Annotated in this window: 13 protein-coding genes and 2 tRNA genes; 10 read left to right on the top strand and 5 right to left on the bottom strand. The window is 69.1% G+C overall.

Annotated features, from left to right (window positions below):
* Positions 1-103 precede the first annotated feature (103 nt).
* The 3 genes from ACSMXR_RS11045 to ACSMXR_RS11035 all read left to right on the top strand — a co-directional run bounded on the left by ACSMXR_RS11045 (position 104) and on the right by ACSMXR_RS11035 (position 2,808).
* Positions 104-592: a ribose-5-phosphate isomerase gene (locus tag ACSMXR_RS11045; RefSeq protein ID WP_010062974.1), complete on the top strand. Its 489-nt coding sequence runs from the start codon at positions 104-106 to the stop codon at positions 590-592.
* Between the two features lie 93 nt (positions 593-685).
* Positions 686-1,510, top strand: coding sequence for an Fpg/Nei family DNA glycosylase (locus ACSMXR_RS11040; protein WP_364883863.1), 825 nt, complete (start codon positions 686-688; stop codon positions 1,508-1,510).
* Positions 1,511-1,713: 203 nt separating this feature from the next.
* Positions 1,714-2,808, top strand: a complete 1,095-nt coding sequence (locus tag ACSMXR_RS11035) for a PP2C family protein-serine/threonine phosphatase (RefSeq protein WP_256343284.1) — start codon at positions 1,714-1,716, stop codon at positions 2,806-2,808.
* Positions 2,809-2,832: 24 nt separating this feature from the next.
* On the opposite strand, the gene ACSMXR_RS11030 is transcribed toward ACSMXR_RS11035, so the two are convergent.
* Together ACSMXR_RS11030 and ACSMXR_RS11025 are read right to left on the bottom strand one after the other, a co-directional pair.
* Positions 2,833-4,257 carry an eCIS core domain-containing protein gene (locus tag ACSMXR_RS11030; RefSeq protein WP_473171748.1) on the bottom strand — a complete coding sequence of 475 codons (1,425 nt, stop codon included), beginning with the start codon at positions 4,255-4,257 and terminating at the stop codon, positions 2,833-2,835.
* A gap of 199 nt (positions 4,258-4,456) precedes the next feature.
* Positions 4,457-5,641, bottom strand: coding sequence for a cation:proton antiporter (locus tag ACSMXR_RS11025; RefSeq protein WP_030077749.1), 1,185 nt, complete (start codon positions 5,639-5,641; stop codon positions 4,457-4,459).
* 294 nt (positions 5,642-5,935) lie between these two features.
* Here ACSMXR_RS11025 and ACSMXR_RS11020 point away from each other — a divergent pair, with 294 nt between their 5' ends.
* Entirely contained in the window at positions 5,936-6,436 is a 501-nt protein-coding gene (locus ACSMXR_RS11020) for an HD domain-containing protein (protein ID WP_218527529.1), read from the top strand.
* 110 nt (positions 6,437-6,546) lie between these two features.
* On the opposite strand, the gene ACSMXR_RS11015 is transcribed toward ACSMXR_RS11020, so the two are convergent.
* Positions 6,547-7,725 carry an acyltransferase family protein gene (locus ACSMXR_RS11015; RefSeq protein WP_137233038.1) on the bottom strand — a complete coding sequence of 393 codons (1,179 nt, stop codon included), beginning with the start codon at positions 7,723-7,725 and terminating at the stop codon, positions 6,547-6,549.
* Positions 7,726-8,237: 512 nt separating this feature from the next.
* Between ACSMXR_RS11015 and ACSMXR_RS11010 the strand changes: the two genes are divergently transcribed.
* Positions 8,238-8,432, top strand: coding sequence for a hypothetical protein (locus ACSMXR_RS11010; RefSeq protein ID WP_026290750.1), 195 nt, complete (start codon positions 8,238-8,240; stop codon positions 8,430-8,432).
* Between the two features lie 87 nt (positions 8,433-8,519).
* Here ACSMXR_RS11010 and ACSMXR_RS11005 read toward each other — a convergent pair.
* Positions 8,520-8,593, bottom strand: a tRNA-Gly gene (locus ACSMXR_RS11005).
* A gap of 200 nt (positions 8,594-8,793) precedes the next feature.
* Here ACSMXR_RS11005 and ACSMXR_RS11000 point away from each other — a divergent pair.
* From ACSMXR_RS11000 to clpX, 5 genes are all read left to right on the top strand, one after another.
* A tRNA-Pro gene (locus ACSMXR_RS11000) sits at positions 8,794-8,870 on the top strand.
* A 150-nt stretch (positions 8,871-9,020) separates the two neighbouring features.
* Positions 9,021-10,427 carry a trigger factor gene (gene tig, locus ACSMXR_RS10995; RefSeq protein WP_030077752.1) on the top strand — a complete coding sequence of 469 codons (1,407 nt, stop codon included), beginning with the start codon at positions 9,021-9,023 and terminating at the stop codon, positions 10,425-10,427.
* A 266-nt stretch (positions 10,428-10,693) separates the two neighbouring features.
* Positions 10,694-11,299 (top strand): ATP-dependent Clp protease proteolytic subunit, encoded by a 606-nt coding sequence (locus ACSMXR_RS10990; protein WP_030077754.1) that lies wholly within the window; start codon positions 10,694-10,696, stop codon positions 11,297-11,299.
* Between the two features lie 82 nt (positions 11,300-11,381).
* Positions 11,382-12,065 carry an ATP-dependent Clp protease proteolytic subunit gene (locus tag ACSMXR_RS10985; RefSeq protein ID WP_030077756.1) on the top strand — a complete coding sequence of 228 codons (684 nt, stop codon included), beginning with the start codon at positions 11,382-11,384 and terminating at the stop codon, positions 12,063-12,065.
* Positions 12,066-12,221: 156 nt separating this feature from the next.
* Positions 12,222-13,520, top strand: coding sequence for an ATP-dependent Clp protease ATP-binding subunit ClpX (gene clpX / locus ACSMXR_RS10980; RefSeq protein WP_003969179.1), 1,299 nt, complete (start codon positions 12,222-12,224; stop codon positions 13,518-13,520).
* Positions 13,521-13,608: 88 nt separating this feature from the next.
* On the opposite strand, the gene ACSMXR_RS10975 is transcribed toward clpX, so the two are convergent.
* Positions 13,609-14,622 carry a hypothetical protein gene (locus ACSMXR_RS10975; RefSeq protein WP_473171747.1) on the bottom strand — a complete coding sequence of 338 codons (1,014 nt, stop codon included), beginning with the start codon at positions 14,620-14,622 and terminating at the stop codon, positions 13,609-13,611.
* Between the last annotated feature and the right edge of the window lie 47 nt (positions 14,623-14,669).

Below are 14,669 nucleotides of genomic sequence, written 5' to 3'. Positions count from 1 at the left end.
CAAAACCGGGCTCAGACCTGCGAATCATCGGATCGGGCCTTCCGGACCGCTGACGACCGCCCCGTGACGGTTGCCCCGCCGAGTTCGTGCCACACTTCGCTCCATGCGCGTGTACCTCGGATCCGACCATGCCGGCTACGAACTCAAGAACCACCTCGTCGAGTGGCTCGGCGCCCACGGCCATGAGGCCGTCGACTGCGGCCCCCACATCTACGACGCCCAGGACGACTACCCGCCGTTCTGCCTGCGGGCCGCCGAGAAGACGGCCGCCGACCCGGACAGCCTCGGCATCGTGATCGGCGGCTCCGGCAACGGCGAGCAGATCGCCGCCAACAAGGTCAAGGGCGTCCGCGCCGCACTGGCCTGGAGCGAGCAGACCGCCGCCCTCGGCCGCGAGCACAACAACGCCAACGTCGTCGCGATCGGCGGCCGGATGCACACGGTCGAGGAGTCCACGAAGTTCGTCGAGATCTTCCTCTCCACGCCGTACTCGAACGAGGAGCGCCACACGCGCCGCATCGAGATGCTCTCGGCGTACGAGAACACCGGCGAGCTCCCCCCGATCCCCGCCCACCACCCGCAGCAGGGCTGACCGGCCCTCCCGCACCACGCCTTCCCGTGCCGCCGGGTCCCGGACCCGGCGGCACGGCCGTGTCACCGCCCGCCCTTCCACAGGAGCCCCGCCGTGCCCGAGGGACACACCATCCGCCGCCTCGCCGACGACCACACCGAACGGTTCGCGGGCGCCCCGGTCCGGGTGAGCAGCCCGCAGGGCAAGTTCTCCGACAGTGCGGCCCTCCTGGACGGGCACACCCTCACCGCCACCGACGCCCACGGCAAGCACCTCTTCCTCGGCTTCGGCGACACCGGCTGGGTCCACATCCACCTCGGCCTCTTCGGCAAGCTCGGCTTCGGCGCCGCCCCGCCCCCGCCGCCCACCGACACCGTCCGCCTCCGGCTGGTCAACGCGGCCCACCACGCCGATCTGCGCGGCCCCACCACCTGCGCCCTGATCACCGAGCCCGAGAAGCGCGCGATACACGAGCGCCTGGGCCCCGACCCGCTGCGCGGCGACGAGGACGGGGAGCGCGCCTGGCGGCGGATCTCCCGCAGCCGCACCACCATCGCCGCCCTGCTGATGGACCAGAAGGTCATCGCGGGCGTCGGCAACGTCTACCGCGCCGAGGTCCTCTTCCGCCACGGCATCGACCCGTACCGCACCGGCCGGGACCTGACCCGCGCCCAGTGGGACACGATCTGGGCGGACCTGGCCGAGCTGATGCGCGAGGGCGTCCGCAACAACCGGATCGACACCGTCCGCCCCGAACACCTCCCCGAGGCCATGGGCCGCCCGCCCCGCAAGGACGACCACGGCGGCGAGGTCTACGTCTACCGCCGCGCGAACCTGCCCTGCCACATCTGCGGTACGGAGATCCGCACCGCGGACCTGGCCGCCCGCAACCTCTTCTGGTGCCCCCGCTGCCAGCCCCCGGGCCCGTCCGGCGGCTGAGCCCGGCGGCGGCCTCCGGCGGCCGGGCCCCGCCGGAACCGTGTCATATGCCACGCGGAACAGGGCTCCGATGCACGGACGACCCCATTTCGAGCGCATTGTCACCGGGGTCCCCCTGCACCGGACGCGTCCGGGTGGATAAAGTCCCGGCAGTGGCCCGTAGCGGAGGAGTAGACGACTTCTGGGCCCGGTGGCGCAGAAAGATGCACCGGGCCCGCATCGCCCTGCGTAAATCCGGGGTCGACTACTTCCGCGGCGACGGCTCCGACTGGATCGCCCTGGCCGGTCTGCTGCTGACGATTCCGGCCATCACCTTCGCCACCGTCGTCAGCCCGGTCTGGATCGATCCGGCCGCCCTCGCCCTGCCCATCGTGGCGGGCGGCCTCCTGCTGCGCCCGGCCAGCCTGCTGGGCCTGTACGCGACGGCCGCCGGTGCGCTGATCGTGGAGGCGCTCACCCTCGGCCCGTATCTCGACGGCCCCGCCCGGGTCACCCCGGGCACCGTGCTGGTGGTCGCCGCCTGCGGGTTCTTCGGGCTGATCCTCGCCCAGTTCCGGGCCCGGGTCGGCGTGCCCTGGCGGCGCGGCGGCACCATGCTCTTCGACCTGCGCGAACGCATCCGGGTCCAGAGCTCCCTGCCCCGGCTGCCCCAGGGCTGGCACCGCGAGATGGCCCTGCGCCCGGCCGGCGGCCAGTCGTTCTCCGGCGACTTCGTCGTCGCGGCCCGCACCCACGGGGGCCGCACCCTGGAGGCCGTCCTCACCGATGTGTCCGGCAAGGGCATGGACGCCGGCTCCCGGGCCCTGCTGCTGTCCGGCGCCTTCGGCGGGCTGCTCGGCTCGCTGCCCTCGCACGCCTTCCTGCCCGCCGCCAACGGCTATCTGCTGCGCCAGGACTGGGACGAGGGCTTCGCCACCTCGATCCATCTGGTGCTGGACCTGGAATCGGGCGACTACGAGATCTACTCCGCGGGCCACCCGCCCGCCCTCCAACTGCACGCGGGCAGCGGGCAGTGGGAGGAGAAGTCCGGCGAGGGACCGCTGCTCGGCGTCTACGACGGGGCCGAGTTCGACGCGGTGAAGGGATCGCTCGCACCCGGCGACGTCCTCATGCTGTTCACCGACGGACTGGTCGAGGCCTCCGACCGGGACATCGCCGAGGGCATCGACCGGCTGACGGGCGAAGCCGACCGCTATGTCACCACCGGCTTCGAGGGCGCGGCCTGGCATCTGATCGAGGCCTGCGCCAAGGATGTCAACGACGACCGTGCCCTGCTGCTGCTCTCCCGCCGCGCATAGCGGTGCCCGGGGCAGGTCCGCGGATCAGACCCGCTCGATGCGCTCCACGAATATCTGGAACAGCAGCTTCGACCACTTGCTGCTCACCGCCACGCTGAAGTCACCCCGGTTCTCCTGCTTGATCCCGACGTAGCCGTCGAGCAGCCCTTCGCCCTTCTTGGCCTGCGGCATGCCTCCGTGGATGTTCCGGAGGGACTGGGGCGTGCGCTTCGCGGCGTTTCCGTCCACCGCCATGTACTGGGGCGAGAACAGCAGTTCGTGCGCGCCGGGCCGGAGGACGAACTTCATCAGCGCCTGCTCCCCGGGACGCTTGGGGTCGAGGTAGGAGCGGGCCTGTTCCTCGTCGCCGAGGTGGTTGCCGATCGGCAGGGTGCCGTCCTTCGGCGCGGCGCCCGGGGCCGCTGTCTTCTTCGTCTCGCCGAACTGCTTGTTGAACGCGGACGAAGGCTTCTCATCGTCCTTGTGGTCGACAATCCACTGGTTCATGTCGTTCAGCTTCGCGGTCGAATCACCGTGCCCCGCCCACCAGGCCTCGATGTCCGCGGCTTCGCTCTCGTCCATCGTCCGGAAGAGTTCGAGCCGGCCCATCGCGTTCAGTTCCTCCTCGGACTTCCCGGCGCACAACGCGGCCAGCTCCTCGATCAGACCGGGCCCCACCACCTGGAGGATCTCGTCGCCCCTGCGGCCGCCGGACGCCTTGGTCGGCGCCTTCACGGCCTTCTTGCCCGCCGCCTGATCGGCCCAGTAGGCATCGGTGAGCCGGTCCTGCACGGTCCGCTGCACGGCCGGTGCGGCGGCTCCGGGGCTCCGGGCGGAGACCGCCCGCTGCACATCGGGCCCGGCGGCGGCCGGACCCGACATCACCCGGCGGGCGTTGGCCTCGGCCTCGCGCTCGAAGCGGTCGGAGGGGTCGGAGACCCGCAGGCCCCGGCCGTTGTCCGTGCCCGCGACCTGCCCCTGGCGCTGCTGGATGACATGGGTGAGTTCATGGGCGAGGGTGTGCTTGTCCGCGCCGCCGTCGCCGATGACGACATGGCTGCCGGAGGTGTAGGCGCGGGCGCCGATCTCGGCGGCGGAGGCCTTGGCGGCGGCGTTGTTGTGGATGCGTACGTCGGAGAAGTCGGCGCCGAGCCGGGATTCCATGTCGGTACGGGTGGCGGAGTCCAGGGGGCGGCCCGCACCGCGCAGCACGTCGTGGACCGCCGAGCGCTGCACGGGGGCCTGGTCCGCCCGGCCGTGGCCGCAGCCGTCGCCGTGCTCGTGGTCCTGGTCCTGGAGGGCCGAGCGGTCAGGGGTCCGCATCATCTGCACGACGGCCGCGTTCCCGACACTGCCCTGGAGGGCGAGGAGCCCGGTGGGCGGGACTCCGCTCGCGGCCTCGGGCTTACGGGCGACCGGGGCGGACCTGCTCTCCGCGCCGGTCTTCGCGGGACCGTCCTGACTGTGCATGGAAACCTCTTCGCTGCTGAGAAGCTGAACCTTTCCTGCATAGCCGAGGCACGCCCCGGGGATCCAGGTACCCGAGGGCACAGTTGACCGGCCGGGCGGACAGGGCGGTCTGTCCTCCGGACGTCTGCGCACCGGACGGCGGAGAGGCGCCCGCCACCCGGATTCCGGGTATCGGGCGCCTCTCCGTTTCCGCCGTCGTTCAGACCGAGACCGGTATCTGCTCCTGGTCCTGGTGGTCGTCCTTCTTGCGGCCGCCCGGCAGGATGCGGGCCAGCCAGTGCGAGCGTCCGGCGGCCAGGGGCGCGAGGACGGCGAGCAGGAGGACGTAACCGGCGATGAACGGCGAGAGCCGCTCGTCCAGTCCGGCGGCCGCCGCCATCGTGGCCAGGATGAGCGCGAACTCACCGCGGGCGACGAGCGTCGTGGCGATGTTGGACGTGGCCTGCGCGCCGAAGGAGTACACCTTCGCCGCGGCCAGACCGGCCGCGATGTTCATGGCGAGCGTCAGCGCCACGGCCGCCAGCACCGGCCACAGCACGCTCGGCAGGTCGCCCGGGTCGATGGAGAGACCGAAGGCGAAGAAGAAGATGGCGCCGAACGCGTCCCGCAGCGGGTGGACCAGCTTGAGGATGCGGTCGCCCGACGAGGTGGAGCCGAGCATCAGGCCGACCATGAACGCGCCGATCGCGTCGGCGACGCCGAACATCTCGGAGACACCGGCGACGAAGACGGCCATGCCGAGGAACGAGATGACCAGCAGCTCGTCGTCCTTGGTGTTCATGAGCTTGCCGATGAGCTTCGTGCCGAACCGGGCCGCCAGCGCGAGCAGCAGCAGGAAGCCGAAGGCCTTGCCGCCGTCGATCAGCGCGGACGAGAGGCTGTCCGCACCGGACAGGATCGGCTGGAGCGCGGCGAGGTAGAGGGCGAGGAAGATGTCCTCGACGACGATGATGCCGAGGATCGGCCGGGTCTCCGGATTACCGATGCGCCCGAGGTCCACCAGGATCTTGGTGACGATCGCGGACGAGGAGATACCGAGGACACCGGCGAGGACCAGCGCCTCCGAGGTGCCCCAGCCCAGCGCGAAGCCGAAGCCGAGCCCGGCGCCCACATTCAGGGCCAGATACGTCCCGCCCGCGATGGCCATCTTCCGGCCACCCGTCTTGAGGTCGTCCATGTGGAACTCGAGCCCCAAGTAGAAGAGCAGGAGGACGAGTCCCAGCGCGGAGAGCATCTCCAGATCGTGCGGGTTGGAGAGGAGCGTGTATCCGGGGGTGTGCGGGCCGAGGAGGATTCCGGCCAGGATGAACAGGGGGATCGTCGGCAGCCCGATACGGCCGCCGAGGCGGGCGAGGAAGGCAGCGGCCAGGAAGGCGCCGCCCATGGCGAGGAGGGTGTCTGCGTGTCCGATGAGCCTGATCCTTCGGGGTCGGTCAAGAGCGAGTCAAGGGGGTATCAAGAATCCATCAGTAATTAGTTTACCGAACGATTGACGCTGCAACTATGAATCCGTCGTATTGTCAACTTTTGTCCGTTAATTCCGTACGGGTGTCGTGCGGGCGCCGTACGGGTGTCCCGTCGGGCGCGACGCCAACGGCCGTACGCATCAGGCGAGTTCGCGAAAGGCCCCCGACGCGGCCTCGTACGCCGTCCCGGGCGCGGTCGTAAAGTCGGTCCCATGACGGACCACGATCTGAGCCTCGCCGAGGTGGAGGCCATCGCCCGCGAGGCCCACGCGCTCCAGACCGACAAGGCGGGCCGCCCGTACGGGGAACACCTGGCGGCGGTGGCCGAAGGTGTACGGGTACGGGGCGGCGACGACGGGCAGATCGCGGCGGCCTGGCTGCACGACGCGGTCGAGGACGACGCGCTCTCCGCCCGGTGGCTGGCCGGGGCCGCGCTGCCGCAGGAGGTGAAGGACATGGTCCTGGCGGTGACCAAGCGGCCGGGCGAGGAGCTGTCCTCGTACGCCGCGCGGATCCTGGCCACCCCGGGCGCGCTGCTCATCAAGGAGGCCGACCTCGCGCACAACGCGGATCCCGCCCGCCTCGCGGTCCTGGACGAGGCGACGCGTACCCGGCTGACGGCGAAGTATGCGCAGGTGCGCGGCCTGTTGGGGCTGGTCGGCGATGAATCACCCTCGGACCGAAAGAATCAGGCCAACCCGGGAACGCACTGATCCACCCGCGGCGCGGCCACGGGTGGATCAGGGGTAGGTCGGCGGAAAGGGCGAGAAGCGCGGGAAGGGGAGCGGCGGCCGGGTCCGTGGACGGCCGGCCCGCCGGGGTCTCAGCGCTTCGCGGGGTCCTTGCGGAACGCCCAGGTCATGTCCGGCTCGGTGGCCCACTTCAGGGCGCGGCCCACCAGCGGGGTGCACATCAGGGTCACCGCCACCGCCGCCGCGAGCGAGACGACGACCAGCCCGACCGGGTCGGAGAGCCAGGTGTAGCGGTCGAACAGCCCCGCGTACTCGGCCCCCTTGATCAGGAAGCCGTGCAGCAGATAGCCGCAGATCGTTCCGGCGCCGAGCACCGTGAACCACCTGGCCCGGCCGGGCACCCAGGCCAGGAAACCGATCGTCAGGGCCAAGGCGCAGCCGAACATCGCGAGCGTCATCACCGCGCCCGACCACCACGGGGCGTCCATCTCCTGCGCGCTGTTGGCCCGGTAGAGCCAGCCGAGCTGCATGCGCGGGGCGATCCAGTACGCGAAGAGCAGCGCGCCCGCGAACAGCGGCACCGAAAGCAGCCGCACCTCACGCCGCCTGACCAGCTGGAAGTGCTCGGGCTTCAGCAGCAGACCGAGCACGAAGAACGGCAGGAACTGCAGGACCCGCTGGAGATCGAGGTCGTCGCCGATGTCGGGGGAGACGGAGGCGAGCATGGCGATGGCGAGCGCCACCGGCAGCGGATGGCGCAGCGTGCGCCAGATCGGCGTGGTCACCCGCCAGATGAACAGGGCGATCAGGAACCAGGTCAGGAAGAACGGGTCGAGAAGGCTGATCGCCATGTCGGGCGAATCGTCCGCGTACCGCTTGAAGAGCGAATAGGCCGTCTCGAACAGCACGTACGGCACCGCGACGCCGGTGATCAGCCGCTTCACCTTGGACGGCGTCATGTCGAACGACCGCGAGAAATAGCCGGAGATGAGGATGAAGGCCGGCATGTGGAACGTGTACACGATCATGTACAGCGCCCGGGTGGCGCGACTGCCGTCCATCACGGGTTCCCAGGCGTGCGCCACCGCGACGAGAACGATGGCCAGATACTTCACATTGTCGAAGTAGGGGTCGCGCTTCCGTGCCGCCGCGGACGCCGGAGCGGCGACCTCCGGCGCACCGGGCCCGGTGCTGGGCCGGGGCGCCGTGGCGGTGAGCGTCTGCTCGTGTCTGGGCTCCGACTCCCGGGTCGACTCCCGGGTCGCCGGGGGCAGCGGGGCCCTCTGAAATACGCTCGGAGCTTGGAACATCTAAGGCACCTTAGACCGGTCGATTGCCTCGCGTAAAACTGCGGGGAGATATCGCGTGTTCCCCTCTATTCGAATGTGAAACCGTCGAACACCGCCCGCTATGACACGCTTGATCCCGCTTAAATGGGGCATATCGCCAGGCTGTTGACCGGAGTGAATTACGTCGCATCCATGCCGTCAATTGGCTGTGAATGAAGTGTGGGGATGCGGAAACGATCGCCGCGGTGGATATTCGGCCGCGGGGATTTCACAGCCGGCGCACAGGGAGCGCGAGGACGGCGCGAGCGCCGGGCGCACCCCGCGCGCCGCCCGCGCACGGGTGCGGTGCGGGCGCCGTCCGGTGGTTGTCCTCGCGACGGCGCCGACCCGTGAAGGATGGCGGGATCACATCAGTTCGTTCCGTCACCCGGCAGCAACCACGGGGGAGTTGGTGGCACGATGGACTCGACGGGGCGCGCGGTGGTGCACGCTTCCGGGCCGGCAAGGCGGACCGACCGAGGGTGTGATCAGACGTGGCTATTTCACTGTCTATGGTGCTGCTGTTCGCGGTCATCCTGGTGGTAATGATCCGTGGCGGCTCCATCAAGGCCGGTCCCGCGATCGTCGCCGTGCTCTTCGGCTTCTTCCTGGCATCGACCGGCATGGCCCCGTCGATCAACAGGTTCATGAACTCGATAGCCGACACCATCAACCAGATCAGCTTCTGAGGCCCGCCGCCGCCACGTTCGGGGCGGGGCCCGCGACGCACGAGGGCCGGGCCGGAGGATGATCCTCCGGCCCGGCCCTCGACTGCGTGGAGCGGGCGACGGGAATCGAACCCGCGTAGCTAGTTTGGAAGACTAGGGCTCTACCATTGAGCTACGCCCGCAAGCGTCGCACCGCAGGTCCGTGGACCGCGGCACGAAGAGCATCGTAGCGGGTCGGCGGCGGTGCCCGCACACCCGTTGTGCCGGCCGTCGGACCCGACCCGGATCCGACGCGGGACCGGACCCGGACCCGACCCCTGACGCCGCTTCGTAAAGCGGCGGACCCACTGCTCCCGTGCATGTACCCTACGTGTCGCACCGACGGGGTGTGGCGCAGCTTGGTAGCGCGTCCGCTTTGGGAGCGGAAGGTCGTCGGTTCGAATCCGGCCACCCCGACCACCAGCAAGATCGCATTGTGGGAGTCCTCCCCCTTGCCGTTACTATGCAAAATGCGTGCCCGTGTGTCTGATGTACCGGGCTCGGTCCGCGAAGCCGCCACTCGGCGGCCCAGCAGAACCCCAAGAAGTCAGCCACCAAGGAGACCGAACCGTGAAGAGCGCCGTGGAGACCCTGAACCCGACTCGGGTTCGGCTCAGCATCGAGGTGCCCTTCGAGGAGCTCAAGGACAGCCTCGACGCGGCGTACAAGAAGATCAACCAGCAGGTCACGGTGAAGGGCTTCCGCAAGGGCAAGATCCCCGCCCGGGTCATCGACCAGCGGTTCGGCCGCGGTGCGGTGCTGGAGGAGGCCGTCAACGACGCCCTCCCGAAGTTCTACACCGAGGCGGTCAACGAGGGTGAGCTGAACGTCCTCGGCCAGCCCGAGGTCGACATCACCGAGCTGAAGGACGGCGAGCTGCTGGCCTTCACCGCCGAGGTTGACGTACGCCCCGAGATCGAGATCCCGGACTACTCCGGCATCGAGGTCACCGTCGACGCCCTTGAGGTCACCGACGAAGAGGTCGAGAAGGCCGTGGAGCAGCTCCGTGAGCGCTTCGCCGCCACCAACCCGGTCGAGCGCGCCGCCGCCGACGGCGACGTCGTCACCATCGACCTGCAGGCCAAGGTCGACGGCGAGGTCCTGGAGGACGGCGTGGCCGACGGTGTCTCGTACACCATCGGTTCCGGCGAGCTCCTCGACGGCATCGACGAGGCCGTGACCGGCCTGGAGGCCGGAGGCGAGGCCACCTTCACCTCCGAGCTGAAGGGCGGCTCCGCCGAGGGCAAGGCTGCGGAGGTCACCGTCAAGGTCACCGCCGTCGCCGCCCGTGAGCTCCCCGAGCTGGACGACGACTTCGCCCAGATGGCCAGCGAGTTCGACACGCTGGAGGAGCTGAAGGCCGACAGCCGCAAGCGCCTGGAGACCACCAAGCAGTACGACCAGGCCACCCAGGCCCAGGAGCGGGTCCTGGAGGAGCTGCTGAAGCTCGCCGAGGTCCCGATCCCGGAGAAGCTGCTCGCGGACGAGGTCCAGACCCGCAAGCACAACCTGGAGCACCACCAGCTCGGCCAGATGGGTCTCGACCTGGAGAAGTACCTCGAGATCCAGGGCAAGACCCTGGAGGAGTTCGAGAACGAGACCTCCGAGCAGGCCATCAAGGGCATCAAGACCCAGTTCATCCTGGACGAGCTCGTCAACAAGGAGAAGCTGAACGTCAACCAGGAGGAGCTCACCGAGCACCTCATGCGGCGCGCTGCCTCCTCCGGCATGAGCCCCGACCAGTTCGCCCAGGCCGTCGTCGAGGGTGGCCAGGTGCCGATGCTCGTCGGCGAGGTCGCCCGCGGCAAGGCGCTCGCCGTCGTCGTCGAGGCCGCCAAGGTCGTCGACACCAACGGTGAGGTCGTCGACCTGGAAGACGACGAAGACACTGCCGAGACCGCCGGGACCACGGAGACGGCCGAGGCCGCCACCGAGGACAAGGCGGACGACAAGGCCGAGGAGAAGAACGAGGCCTGAGCCTCGCCCTGATCCGGTCGACGGGCCCCGAACGCTTCCTGTGTTCGGGGCCCGTCGTCGTAGGGCCGTACGGCCCCGGAACCCTTGTGCCCACTGCGGACCTTGCGCTCCCAGCGAACAGTTGCGGAAGCGGGATGGCGTTGTCCCACCTGCGCGTTAGGGTCCATGAAGAGGAAGGGTGGGGCAGTGACTTCACCCGCCCGGTACGAAGACGCTGAGACGGCCGGAGCCGTCAGAGACGAGCAGGTGGATACGTGACGAATCTGATGCCCTACGCCGCCGGAGAGCCGTCCCTCGGTGGAGGCCTCGGTGACCAGGTCTACAGCCGACTGCTCGGCGAGCGCATCATCTTCCTCGGTCAGCAGGTCGACGATGACATCGCCAACAAGATCACCGCACAGCTTCTCCTCCTTGCCGCTGATCCGGACAAGGACATCTACCTCTACATCAACAGCCCCGGTGGTTCGGTGACGGCCGGCATGGCGGTCTACGACACCATGCAGTACATCCCCAACGACGTCGTCACCATCGGCATGGGCATGGCCGCCTCCATGGGCCAGTTCCTGCTCACCGGTGGCGCCGCGGGCAAGCGCTTCGCGCTCCCGAACACCGACATCCTCATGCACCAGGGTTCGGCCGGCATCGGCGGCACGGCCTCGGACATCAAGATCCAGGCCGAGTACCTGCTCCGCACCAAGACGCGGATGGCGGAGATCACCGCCCGGCACTCCGGCCAGACCGTCGAGACGATCATCCGTGACGGCGACCGCGACCGCTGGTACACGGCGGAGGAGGCCAAGGAGTACGGCCTCATCGACGAGATCATCACGTTCGCGTCGGGCATCCCGGGCGGCGGCGGCACCGGTGCCTGATCCGGTCCGCACCGGACCGTCGGCACCACTCCCGCACGCCCCTCTCGTACGCCGAGACCTCCAGCCCCAGAACGCCACCAGGATGGTGAAGACCCACATGAACAACTACACCGGCGCCTCCGCGAGCGGCCTCTACACCGGCCCGCAGGTGGACAACCGCTACGTCGTCCCGCGCTTCGTGGAGCGCACCTCGCAGGGCGTGCGCGAGTACGACCCGTACGCGAAGCTCTTCGAGGAGCGCGTGATCTTCCTGGGCGTCCAGATCGACGACGCCTCGGCCAACGACGTCATGGCGCAGCTGCTGTGCCTGGAGTCGATGGACCCCGACCGCGACATCTCGATCTACATCAACAGCCCCGGCGGCTCGTTCACCGCGCTCACCGCGATCTACGACACGATGCAGTTCGTGAAGCCGGACATCCAGACGGTCTGCATGGGCCAGGCGGCCTCCGCCGCCGCCGTCCTGCTCGCCGCGGGCACCCCGGGCAAGCGCATGGCGCTCCCGCACGCCCGGGTCCTCATCCACCAGCCGTCCTCGCAGACGGGCCGTGAGCAGCTCTCCGACCTGGAGATCGCGGCCAACGAGATCCTTCGTATGCGGACGCAGCTGGAGGAGATGCTGGCCCGCCACTCGACGACCCCGCTGGAGAAGATCAGCGAGGACATCGAGCGCGACAAGATCCTCACGGCCGAGGACGCCCTCGCGTACGGTCTGGTCGACCAGATCGTTTCCACCCGCAAGACCACCGCGGGCGCATCGCTCTGACGTCGGTCTTTCCCCTTGGCACATTCCGTTCGCACGACCACGGCCGTGTGAACCGTGCCAAGGGGGGCCCGAACGGGGGCCCAGGCAAGGTACCGTCGGATAGAGGCACCAGGAGCCGCTGAACCAGGCGTCTCCCAGGCGAAGGGGAAGCACCTCGTGGCACGCATCGGTGATGGCGGCGACCTGCTCAAGTGCTCGTTCTGCGGAAAGAGCCAGAAGCAGGTGAAGAAGCTCATCGCGGGACCCGGTGTGTACATCTGCGACGAGTGCATCGATCTCTGCAACGAGATCATCGAGGAGGAGCTCGCGGAGACGAGCGAGGTGCGCTGGGAAGAGCTTCCCAAGCCTCGCGAGATCTACGAGTTCCTGGAGGGGTACGTCGTCGGGCAGGAGCCCGCGAAGAAGGCCCTCTCGGTCGCGGTGTACAACCACTACAAGCGGGTCCAGGCCGGGGAGAACGGCGGCGGCGCGGGTCGTGAGGACGCGATCGAGCTCGCCAAGTCGAACATCCTCCTGCTGGGCCCCACGGGTTCCGGCAAGACGCTCCTCGCGCAGACGCTCGCCCGCATGCTCAACGTCCCGTTCGCCATCGCGGACGCGACGGCGCTGACGGAGGCCGGCTATGTCGGCGAGGACGTCGAGAACATCCTGCTCAAGCTGATCCAGGCGGCCGACTACGACGTCAAGAAGGCCGAGACCGGGATCATCTACATCGACGAGATCGACAAGGTCGCCCGCAAGAGCGAGAACCCGTCGATCACCCGCGATGTCTCCGGCGAGGGCGTGCAGCAGGCCCTGCTGAAGATCCTGGAGGGCACCACCGCCTCCGTCCCGCCGCAGGGCGGACGCAAGCACCCCCACCAGGAGTTCATCCAGATCGACACGACGAACGTGCTGTTCATCGTGGGCGGCGCGTTCTCCGGCCTGGAGAAGATCATCGAGTCCCGGGCCGGCGCCAAGGGCATCGGCTTCGGCGCCACGATCCGCTCCAAGCTGGAGATCCAGGCGAGCGACCAGTTCCAGGAGGTCATGCCGGAGGACCTGGTGAAGTTCGGGATGATCCCCGAGTTCATCGGCCGTCTCCCCGTCCTGACCTCGGTCCACAACCTGGACCGCGAGGCCCTGCTCCAGATCCTCATCGAGCCGCGCAACGCCCTGGTCAAGCAGTACCAGCGCCTCTTCGAACTCGACGGTGTGGAGCTGGACTTCGAGCGCGAGGCGCTGGAGGCCATCGCCGACCAGGCGATCCTGCGCCAGACCGGTGCGCGCGGTCTGCGGGCGATCATGGAGGAAGTCCTCCAGTCCGTGATGTACGAGGTCCCGTCCCGCAAGGACGTCGCCCGCGTCGTCATCACCCCGGACGTCGTCCGCAACAACGTCAACCCGACGCTGGTCCCGCGCGAGCCGCGCACGATCGGCAAGAACGACGGCGGCCGGCACGAGAAGTCCGCGTAGCCGCAGACGACTTGCGTACGCCGAAGGGGCGCCCACCGGACGAACCGGCGGGCGCCCCTTCGGCGTTGAGCGATCAGATCAGATCAGATCAGATCTTGGTGCGGGAGGTGTTGTACAGCTTGGCGGCGAGGGCGGCCACGTCCTCCTGCGGCACGGACTTCTCCGTCAGCGCCGAGGCGACGTCGAGACCGGCGACGATGCCGACCGTGCTGTAGTCGGCCCAGATGCAGACCGGCATGGTGAACTCCTTCGGCCCCTTGGCGGCGGAGCCGGAGCTGCCCTGGCTGGTGTCCATCTTGAGGTCCTGGCACTTCATCAGGGCGCCGTCGAAGCCCTCCGGCTTGAACTCCTTGGGGCTGCCCACCAGCGAGCCCTTGGCGCCACTGTTGTTGGTGTCCTTCGTCATGTTCTTCTCGGCCTTGGAGAAGGCGTTGTCGAGCGTCTTCGCCGGGTCCGAGACCTCACCCCAGACGCCCTCGAAGATGAGGAGCTTCTGGGCGAGGGGGTTGTCCTTGGTGCCGGCCTTGTACTGGGCCCCTGCCTTGTTGGCGTCCTTGACCCCCATGGCCTCGGCCTCGGCCTTGTCCTCACCGGTGACCGGGCCGGACGGCGCGGGCTTGGACGCGTCCTTGGTGTAGTCCTCCACGGAGGCCGGGGGCGTCAGCTTGTACCCCTTGGTGGAGTCCGCCACATCGCTGTTGCCGCCGCCGGAGGTCAGGAAGTACACCCCGCCCGCGATGACCGCCAGCGCCACCACGGAGACACCGATGATCAGCCCGGTCTTCTTCTTCGGCTGCTGCGGCTGGGCCCCGTACGGAGGCTGGCCGCCGTACGGGGGCGTGGGCGGCTGCTGGCCGTACGGGCCCGGCTGCTGGGCCTGCGGGTAGCCGTAGCCCTGCGGCGGCTGCTGGGGCTGGCCGTACGGGTTCGGCTGCTGCGGCGGGACGCCCTGGGGGGCCTGCTGCGGGTAACCGTAACCGGGCTGGCCCTGCGGGGGGCCCTGCGGCGGCTGGCCGCCGTACGGCCCGGGCTGCTGTCCGTACGGTCCGGGCTGGCCCTGCGGCGGCTGCCCACCGTACGGGCCCGGCTGGTTGTAGCTCATTGCGGTGTCCCCTCCAGATTTCCTTATGCGTTGCGAACATCCTGACG

It is taken from the genome of Streptomyces sp. DSM 106670 (assembly GCF_055792845.1).
The sequence above is the reverse complement of the archived record's forward strand: the minus strand, read 5'-3'. Positions and strand labels throughout refer to the sequence as shown.